Genomic DNA, 7,033 nt, shown 5'->3' with positions numbered 1-7,033 from the left:
GATCACCATCCGCCGGGGCCCGTTGTCGTATGCCCGTCTGCCTTCACATCTTCATGCAATGTCCCAATGGGTCACATGTCCCATTGGGACATTGTCAGGAGTAGAGTCGGACGCATGAGCAGCTACCACTCGATCGACGGCGGCTCGCGCCACGCCGACACGGGAATAGATGCCCACCGGGGGACACAGAGCGCACGGAACAAAAACGAGAAGAGGCATCCCGGATGTCAGCGCAAGAACCCGCCATGTCCGCCGAGATGAAGGCCGTCCAGTACCGCAGCGTCGGCGCCGCCCCCGAGGTGGTCACCGTCCCGCGCCCGGAGCCGGGCCCCGGCCAGGTGCTCCTGAAGGTCACCGCCGCAGGCGTCTGTCACTCCGACATCGCGGTGATGAGCTGGCCCGCCGATGAGCTGCCCTACCCCCTGCCGCTCACCCTCGGCCATGAGGGCGCGGGGACCGTAGCCGAACTGGGCGAGGGCGTCACCGGCTTCGAGGTCGGCGACTCCGTGGCCGTCTACGGCCCCTGGGGCTGCGGAACCTGCCTGATGTGCGCCCAGGGCAAGGAGAACTACTGCACGCGCGCCGACGAGCTCGGCATCCGCCCGCCGGGACTCGGGGCGCCCGGTGCCATCGCCGAGTACATGATCGTGGACGACGCGCGCCATCTGGTCCCCCTCGGTGACCTCGACCCGGTGACCGCCGTGCCGCTCACCGACGCGGGCCTGACCCCGTACCACGCCATCAAGACCTCCCTGCCGAAGCTGACCCCCGGCAGCACCGCCGTGGTCATCGGCACCGGAGGCCTGGGGCACGTCGCCATCCAGCTGCTGCGCGCGCTGACACCGGCACGGGTGATCGCCCTGGACGTCACCGACGGGAAGCTGCGCCTCGCCCACCAGGTCGGCGCCCACGAGACCGTCCTGTCGGACGAGCACGCGGCGACGAAGGTCCGTGAGCTGACCGGCGGCCTCGGCGCCCACGCGGTGTTCGACTTCGTCGGCGCACCGCCCACCGTCGCCACGGCCATGGCCTGCGCCGCGGTGGAGGCGGACGTCACCATCGTCGGCATCGGCGGCGGGACCGCGTCCGTCGGCTTCGGCACGACCCCCTACGACGCGGCGGTCCGCGCCCCGTACTGGGGCAGCAGGGCCGAGCTGATCGAGGTCCTCGACCTGGCCCGCTCCGGTGCGATCGACGTCCACGTGGAGACGTACTCCCTGGACGACGCTCCCAAGGCGTACGAGCACCTGCACGAAGGCCGGATCAGCGGCCGGGCAGTCATTCTGCCCAACGGCTGACCCGGCGGTGGCGCACCGTCGCCGGCTGCCTCGTGCCTAGACGCGCAGCAGCTGTTCCACGGATTCGCGGTACTGCCGCAGAGCGAGGCGCAGTTCTTCCGTCTGCGCCTCGCTGTCCTGACCCTGCCAGCTTGTACGCAGGGTGCGCCGCCGTTCCGCGAGGGTCTCGGTCAGGTGCCTCACAGCGTCTTCGAAGAGGCTGTCGGCCTCCTTCACCGCCTGGCGGGGGTTGTCGACGAAGGCGCTGAGGGCCTGTTGGAGTCGCAGGCCGAGCCTGTCCCGTTCGTCCTGCGGGAGCAGTACGGAGTCGGGGGCGGACTCTGCGGCAGGGGTGATGGGGGTGACAGGGGTGATAGGAGCGGGAGCGGGGGAGCCGCTGCCGATCACCGGCTCGTGCGGTGTGAGGTGCTTGGCGTCCGTCATGACGTGCCACTTCCCTTCGCATGGCGTCGGGGCAATGCCCACGCTGCGTGGCCGCGATCGGCGGAGGACCGCCGGCTGTTCCGGCTCGAGTCGACCGCATGCTCGGCGGTCAGGGCCTCGAAGAGGCGTCGGGCCTTGACCATGGCCTCCCGCATTTCCTCGGTGCCGCCCTTTTGGTATACCGCCGTGTGCACGCTGCGGTAGCCGTTGACGGAGTGGGGGTGGTGGACGGAGAGCGCGGCCGCCTGCTCCTCGAAGCGCTCGCCGTCAGGGAAGCCCCGGTCTCTGGCCAGACGGGCAAGGAGCGCGTCGGCCTCGACCACGGCCTGTTGCGGTGATTCGACGAACTGCTCCTGGACACCGGCCCATTGGGCCACGTAGCGCTCGCGCGCGCCGGGCGGCAGAGGCTCGGCCTTGAGGGAGCCGTGCAGTCGTACACGGTCGCGGAGCTCTTGTTCTGCTGCCCGTACGTCGCCGTCGTGGCGGGCGACGGTGTGGTCGTACTCGGGTCCGAAGCGCTGCTTCAGGCCGCGTCCGCCGCCCCGGGCTCGCCGCAGTCCGACGGCGATGAGGACGGCGGCTACCGCGAGGACGACCGCGGCGATGATGACGGCGGTGATCATGGCTGCCTCCCTTTGTCTCGTGATCCGTTCGGCGCTGAGGCCGGCCGACGGGCACCCACGCGACGTGGGCACCGATCGGGGCGTCTGCGATCAGCGGTCGAACGGCTGGTTGTGGGTTCGCATGGCAGCCGAGTACCCCCATGTTCGGCAAACAGTCGCCTGAGGGGCGGTTCGCCGCCGGGCGTGGCCGGTCGACCGCTCGATAACTTCTGTGCCTGCCGCACGCGTTGGCCGAGTAGTCACCGCGGACAACCAGAGCCACGCGAAGGAATCACGCGAAGGACAAGAACGACGTGCTGACCGTGCTGGTGCCGGCCGCCGAACGCCGGGCAAGTGAGCTGATCCCGCAGATCGAGACCGTCCCGGGCGTGTACGTCATCTCCTATTCGGGCGACAGCTTTCTCGCCCTGGCACGGGCCCGCGCCCCGCTGCCCGACGTCCTGGTCATCGACCAGGCACGCCGACTCCAGCCGCCCGGCCACATCCTGGTCCACGCGGGCGACACCGTGGTGGGGACCGTTTCGCCCACCGCAGAGGTGCCCCCGCCGCTGTGACCGGACCGCTGCTCCGGCCGGGCCGGGCCCGGCTCCGCTACAGATCCGCGACCCGCGCCGAGAGCCCGTAGTCCAGCTCGGAGCCGTCGACGAGGAGCGCCTCGACGGTGCGGGTCCCGGGGTCGATGTCGGCCTCCATGCCGTCGCCCGTGTACCGGGGGAACCCGGAGGATCCGGTCTCGCCCGTGGCCACCACGACGGCCGAGCGCAGGGCGCCGCGGGCATCGGTCGTACTTTCGCCGTTCCCCGAGAACTCGGGCACCAGCAGGATCTCGAAACGCTGCGGGACAGTGTTCATGCTCGCGACGCTAGACATGAGTGGCGCACCACGCATGTCCACCGCTTCCGGTCGCCGCCGCCCACGCCCCTCATCCGAGGGTCAGCTCGACCCGCAGCCGCCCCGGGAGAGCGGCCTGTGCCGAGGGTTCGACGCGGACGGTGGCCTCGGCCGTGCCGGGCGGGCCCGAGAGAGGGTCCGCCCGGCAGGTGAGCGTGTACACGCCCGTTGTGGGGGCGCTGAGGGAGAACCGTCCCTCGGCGTCCGTCAGGGCAGCGATGTCCGGCAGGGGCTGGGGGCCGTCGGTGAACAGGACGTGGGCGCCCGTCACCGGGGTGCCCGACGCGTCGCGGACGACGCCGGTGATCTCCACTGCGGACCTGCTGCCGTTCATCGGGGTCAGCTCACGCCTTCCACGCCACGTAGTTGTTGAAGACCGGGGTGGTGAACCGGGTTCCCGAGTTCACCCGTGATCCGCCGTAGGCGTGTATGCCGAAGCCGTAGCGGCCGGTGCTGTCGATGCGGTAGACGGAGCTGCCGCTCTGCCCGCCGGCGGTGTCGATGTCGTAGTACACCTTGCGCGGGGCGACGGAGTCGATCCCGCGTGCCGCGTACCACTGCGTCCCGCCCGGCTTGTCGCCCGGGTAACCGGAGATGTTACCGGTGGTCTTGAGCAGGTCCGAGTCCGACCAGACGCCGAAGCCGAACCAGCCTGTGGCGGAGCCGATGTTGGAGGGCGTGATGATGGCGCCGTAGTCGAAGTTCTCGTCGCCGTTGTCCGTCCAGCCGGTCACGGAGCGGAAGCTGGTGCAGGTGATGCTGCCGTAGGGCAGTGAGGCGCCGTTGCGGCCCGGCATGACCTGAATGCTCTTCACCCAGCCGTCGCGGCCCGCCACACCGCTGCCCTTGATGTAGACGACATGCCCTGCCGTGGCGAGGGTGTGCGGTCCAAGGAGCCAGCCGGTGCCCTGGTAGAGGGCGTTGTCGCGGGCAGTGATCAGCAGATAGCAGTGCACCCGCCACGGGTACACACTGGTGTCGTTGATCTTGACGCGGTCATCGGGCCCGTGCACGGTCTCCGGGGCCAGCGGCGGTGGGCCGAACGACGCCTCGCCGATGTCGGGAAGGTTGGCGGTCGGGGCCGTCCAGGCCTCCGGCGCGAAGTGGTCCGGGCGCCGGTAGCCCTCGACGTTCTCCAGGCCCTCACCCATCGAGTGCTGGGCCTGGCCCTCTGTCCCCTCGGAGGGCGGCTGCAGGACCGCTTCCTGCTCGGCGGCCAGGGACTGGGCTCCGTCGTGCGGCTCGTTCGTCACTGCGGTGTGTGGATCTTGCGCCATTCTGGATCACCCGGCTTCTCTTGGAGCTGCGATGTGATGCCTTTCAGGACGCTGCGGCCGCAACGTTTTAGCGTCGATTCCCCTTCTTACTGCCGCCGTACAAGTGCGGCAATGAGCCTTTTGCGCCGTCCCGTAGCGGGTGCGCACGTCTTCCGTGCGGGTGCCGTGTGCGTCAACAAGGCGGCACCCGGGGCCCGTGCGACGCTCAGGGCGTCAGCTTGCCCCGCCGCCTCACGGCGAGCGGCCCGGGCCAGGTCTCAGCGGTCCCGGCCGGACACCCGTGCCCCGCCCGCTGCGGGAGCGGGCGGGCCACGATGCCTCAATCACGTCGCGAAGGCGCTACGGACGGACGTAGGGCCGGGTCATGATCTCCATGTTGTGGCCGTCCGGGTCGGCGAAGTACGCGCCGCGACCGCCGAACAGCCGGTTGATCCGGCCGGGTTCGGTGTGGTTGGGGTCGGCGTAGTACGTGACCCCGACCGTCTCCAGGCGGGTGATCATGGCGTCGAACCGCTCGTCGGGCACGAGGAACGCGTAGTGCTGCGACTGGATGTGTCCGTCGTTCGGTTCGTAGTAGTCGAGTGTCACGCCGTTGCCGAGATCGACGGGCAGGAACGGCCCGAACGGGGCGCCGACCTTCAGGCCCAGGATCACGGAGATGAACTCGGCCGACAGCTGCCGGTCCTTGGCGAAAACGGCGGTGTGGTTCAACTGGACGGTCGTGACAGGTGAATTGGGGTCGTACGGGTGCTGCCCGTGCGGCATGAGTGATGTCAAGGGTGATGTCTCTTCCGGGTCTTGGATTCCACTGGAGGCGCGCCACATGGGGCGCGGGGAGGTCAGACGGAAGAGGGGACGGCGGGGCTCTGGCCCGCCTCGCGCTCACGCCGAGGCCGGATGCCCCACTCGTACGTGGCCCATGGCCGACCCGGCAGTCACCTCAGTGACCTTAATGTGCGCTACGAGGTCGAGCAATGCCGTTTTCATCGGGCCCCGCTGCCATGGTGGGCTCATGGGCTGGCTGTTTGCCGTCCGGGCGGGCGTTAGCCTCATCCTGGACGACTGGGCAGCGGAAGGGAGACGGGCGTGGTGGAGCAGGAGCGGCGTTCCCGGCGACGGGGGCAGGGTGAGCTGGAGGCACAGGTCCTTTCGGCCCTGCGTGAGGCGGAAGGCCCTGCGACCGCGGGCTGGGTGCAGGAGCGGCTCGGCAGCGACCTGGCGTACACGACGGTCGTGACGATCCTCACCCGCCTCCTGGACAAGGGTGCGGTGACCCGCGAGCGCGCGGGCCGCTCCTTCGCGTGGACACCTTCGTCCGACGAGGCAGGTCTCGCGGCACGCAAGATGCGCAAGGTGCTCGACGGCGAGCTCGACCGGGAAGCGGTCCTGGCCAGTTTCCTCACCGCGCTGCCGCCCGGCGACGAGCAGCTGCTGCGGGAGTTCCTGCGGCAGGCCGAAGCGGAGAGGGACGTCTGAACCGTCATGGGCATGTTCGTCCTTCTGCCCCTTGTGCTGCCGCTGACGGCCTGGCCGGTCGCCAGGCTCGCCGAACAGCGTCTGCACCCGCGGACCGCCACCCGGCTGCTCACGACGGTCGCCGCGGTCATGGCGCTCGCCAGCACGCTGTGCCTGGGCCTGCTGATGGTCGTCGGCACGGCTCAGCTGCCGGGGAACCCGCTGCCGGACGGCTGGTCTGACCCTGAGGTGCGTGCCGCCGTCCCGTACGACGAGGTCGCAGGACGCCTGGCCATTCCCGGACTGCTCGCCGTGGCCGTGGCGTGCGGCAGAACGCTGTGGCGCCACCGCCAGGTACGCCGCCGCGCCCACCGCGCGCTTGCCGGTCTTCCCGGCACCGCCGTCGCGGTCCTGCCCGACGACGAGCCCTACGCGTACGCGCTGCCCGGCGGTGCCCGCGACCGGGTCGTGGTCACCACCGCCCTGCTCGACTGCCTCGCCCCGGCGGAGCGCCGCGCCCTGTTCGCCCATGAACGCGCCCACCTGGCGACCCGGCACCACCGCTATCTCCTTGCCGTGCAGCTGGCCGCGCGCGCCAATCCGTTCCTGCGCCCGCTGCGCACGGCGGTGTCCTACACCACCGAGCGATGGGCTGACGAGGACGCCGCCCATGTCGTCGGCGACCGCAGGACCGTCGCCCGCGCGATCGGCAAGGCGGCCCTCCACTCCCGGGGCGCCCCGGCCCCGACCCTCGCCGGACTCGCCGCGCCGGGACCCGTGCCGCGCCGCGTCGCGGCCCTCCTCGGCCCGGCGCCCGCGGCGCGTACCTGGCCGTCCCTGTTCACCGCGGTGGGGCTCGCGGCCTGGGCGGCGGCAGCGGGGGCTGCGGCTTCCGCCATGTCGTCGGCGAACTCCGCCGTCACGATGGTCCTCATCCTGCACGCGGCCACCCCGCTCTGAGCCGCCAGGAACTGTTTCGGGCCGACAGGACCTGGCGTACCCGGTTTGCCGTTCCTTTACAGTGTGTGTAGAAGCAACACCGCTTCCACGCCACCGCCCTCGTACG

Annotated in this window: 10 protein-coding genes; 4 read left to right on the top strand and 6 right to left on the bottom strand. The window is 70.6% G+C overall.

From position 1 onward, the window contains the following. Positions 1-257: 257 nt before the first annotated feature. Positions 258-1,298 (top strand): NAD(P)-dependent alcohol dehydrogenase, encoded by a 1,041-nt coding sequence (locus ACFQ7F_RS20465; protein ID WP_383272309.1) that lies wholly within the window; start codon positions 258-260, stop codon positions 1,296-1,298. A gap of 36 nt (positions 1,299-1,334) precedes the next feature. On the opposite strand, the gene ACFQ7F_RS20460 is transcribed toward ACFQ7F_RS20465, so the two are convergent. Further along, entirely contained in the window at positions 1,335-1,721 is a 387-nt protein-coding gene (locus tag ACFQ7F_RS20460; protein ID WP_383272299.1) for a hypothetical protein, read from the bottom strand. Then, positions 1,718-2,344, bottom strand: coding sequence for a hypothetical protein (locus ACFQ7F_RS20455; protein ID WP_383272297.1), 627 nt, complete (start codon positions 2,342-2,344; stop codon positions 1,718-1,720). The genes ACFQ7F_RS20460 and ACFQ7F_RS20455 overlap by 4 nt, the downstream gene beginning before the upstream one ends. Positions 2,345-2,637: 293 nt before the next feature. Between ACFQ7F_RS20455 and ACFQ7F_RS20450 the strand changes: the two genes are divergently transcribed. Continuing rightward, the gene (locus ACFQ7F_RS20450) at positions 2,638-2,898 is read left to right on the top strand and encodes a hypothetical protein (protein ID WP_383272295.1); all 261 of its coding nucleotides are present in this window, start codon (positions 2,638-2,640) and stop codon (positions 2,896-2,898) included. A 37-nt stretch (positions 2,899-2,935) separates the two neighbouring features. On the opposite strand, the gene ACFQ7F_RS20445 is transcribed toward ACFQ7F_RS20450, so the two are convergent. From ACFQ7F_RS20445 to ACFQ7F_RS20430, 4 genes are all read right to left on the bottom strand, one after another. Beyond that, positions 2,936-3,196, bottom strand: coding sequence for a hypothetical protein (locus ACFQ7F_RS20445; RefSeq protein WP_383272293.1), 261 nt, complete (start codon positions 3,194-3,196; stop codon positions 2,936-2,938). 70 nt (positions 3,197-3,266) lie between these two features. Further along, positions 3,267-3,569 (bottom strand): carboxypeptidase-like regulatory domain-containing protein, encoded by a 303-nt coding sequence (locus tag ACFQ7F_RS20440; RefSeq protein WP_383272291.1) that lies wholly within the window; start codon positions 3,567-3,569, stop codon positions 3,267-3,269. Between the two features lie 10 nt (positions 3,570-3,579). Continuing rightward, positions 3,580-4,512: a trypsin-like serine peptidase gene (locus ACFQ7F_RS20435; protein ID WP_383272289.1), complete on the bottom strand. Its 933-nt coding sequence runs from the start codon at positions 4,510-4,512 to the stop codon at positions 3,580-3,582. A gap of 339 nt (positions 4,513-4,851) precedes the next feature. Beyond that, positions 4,852-5,277 carry a VOC family protein gene (locus ACFQ7F_RS20430; protein ID WP_383272307.1) on the bottom strand — a complete coding sequence of 142 codons (426 nt, stop codon included), beginning with the start codon at positions 5,275-5,277 and terminating at the stop codon, positions 4,852-4,854. Positions 5,278-5,598: 321 nt separating this feature from the next. Here ACFQ7F_RS20430 and ACFQ7F_RS20425 point away from each other — a divergent pair, with 321 nt between their 5' ends. Further along, positions 5,599-5,988: a BlaI/MecI/CopY family transcriptional regulator gene (locus ACFQ7F_RS20425; protein ID WP_383272287.1), complete on the top strand. Its 390-nt coding sequence runs from the start codon at positions 5,599-5,601 to the stop codon at positions 5,986-5,988. Between the two features lie 6 nt (positions 5,989-5,994). Next, positions 5,995-6,927 carry a M56 family metallopeptidase gene (locus tag ACFQ7F_RS20420; RefSeq protein WP_383272285.1) on the top strand — a complete coding sequence of 311 codons (933 nt, stop codon included), beginning with the start codon at positions 5,995-5,997 and terminating at the stop codon, positions 6,925-6,927. Positions 6,928-7,033: the final 106 nt, after the last annotated feature.

Origin of the sequence: Streptomyces sp. NPDC056486 (genome assembly GCF_042795295.1) — a bacterium.
GTDB lineage: Bacteria > Actinomycetota > Actinomycetes > Streptomycetales > Streptomycetaceae > Streptomyces.
This window is presented reverse-complemented; position numbering and strand designations above follow the sequence as displayed.

Bases quoted from the DNA above. Each gene is read 5' to 3' on its own strand.
- ACFQ7F_RS20465 (WP_383272309.1), top strand. From the start codon at position 258: ATGAAGGCCGTCCAGTACCGCAGCGTCGGCGCCGCCCCCGAGGTGGTC.
- ACFQ7F_RS20460 (WP_383272299.1), bottom strand. From the start codon at position 1,721: ATGACGGACGCCAAGCACCTCACACCGCACGAGCCGGTGATCGGCAGC.
- ACFQ7F_RS20455 (WP_383272297.1), bottom strand. From the start codon at position 2,344: ATGATCACCGCCGTCATCATCGCCGCGGTCGTCCTCGCGGTAGCCGCC.
- ACFQ7F_RS20445 (WP_383272293.1), bottom strand. From the start codon at position 3,196: ATGAACACTGTCCCGCAGCGTTTCGAGATCCTGCTGGTGCCCGAGTTC.
- ACFQ7F_RS20440 (WP_383272291.1), bottom strand. From the start codon at position 3,569: ATGAACGGCAGCAGGTCCGCAGTGGAGATCACCGGCGTCGTCCGCGAC.
- ACFQ7F_RS20435 (WP_383272289.1), bottom strand. From the start codon at position 4,512: ATGGCGCAAGATCCACACACCGCAGTGACGAACGAGCCGCACGACGGA.
- ACFQ7F_RS20430 (WP_383272307.1), bottom strand. From the start codon at position 5,277: ATGCCGCACGGGCAGCACCCGTACGACCCCAATTCACCTGTCACGACC.
- ACFQ7F_RS20420 (WP_383272285.1), top strand. From the start codon at position 5,995: ATGGGCATGTTCGTCCTTCTGCCCCTTGTGCTGCCGCTGACGGCCTGG.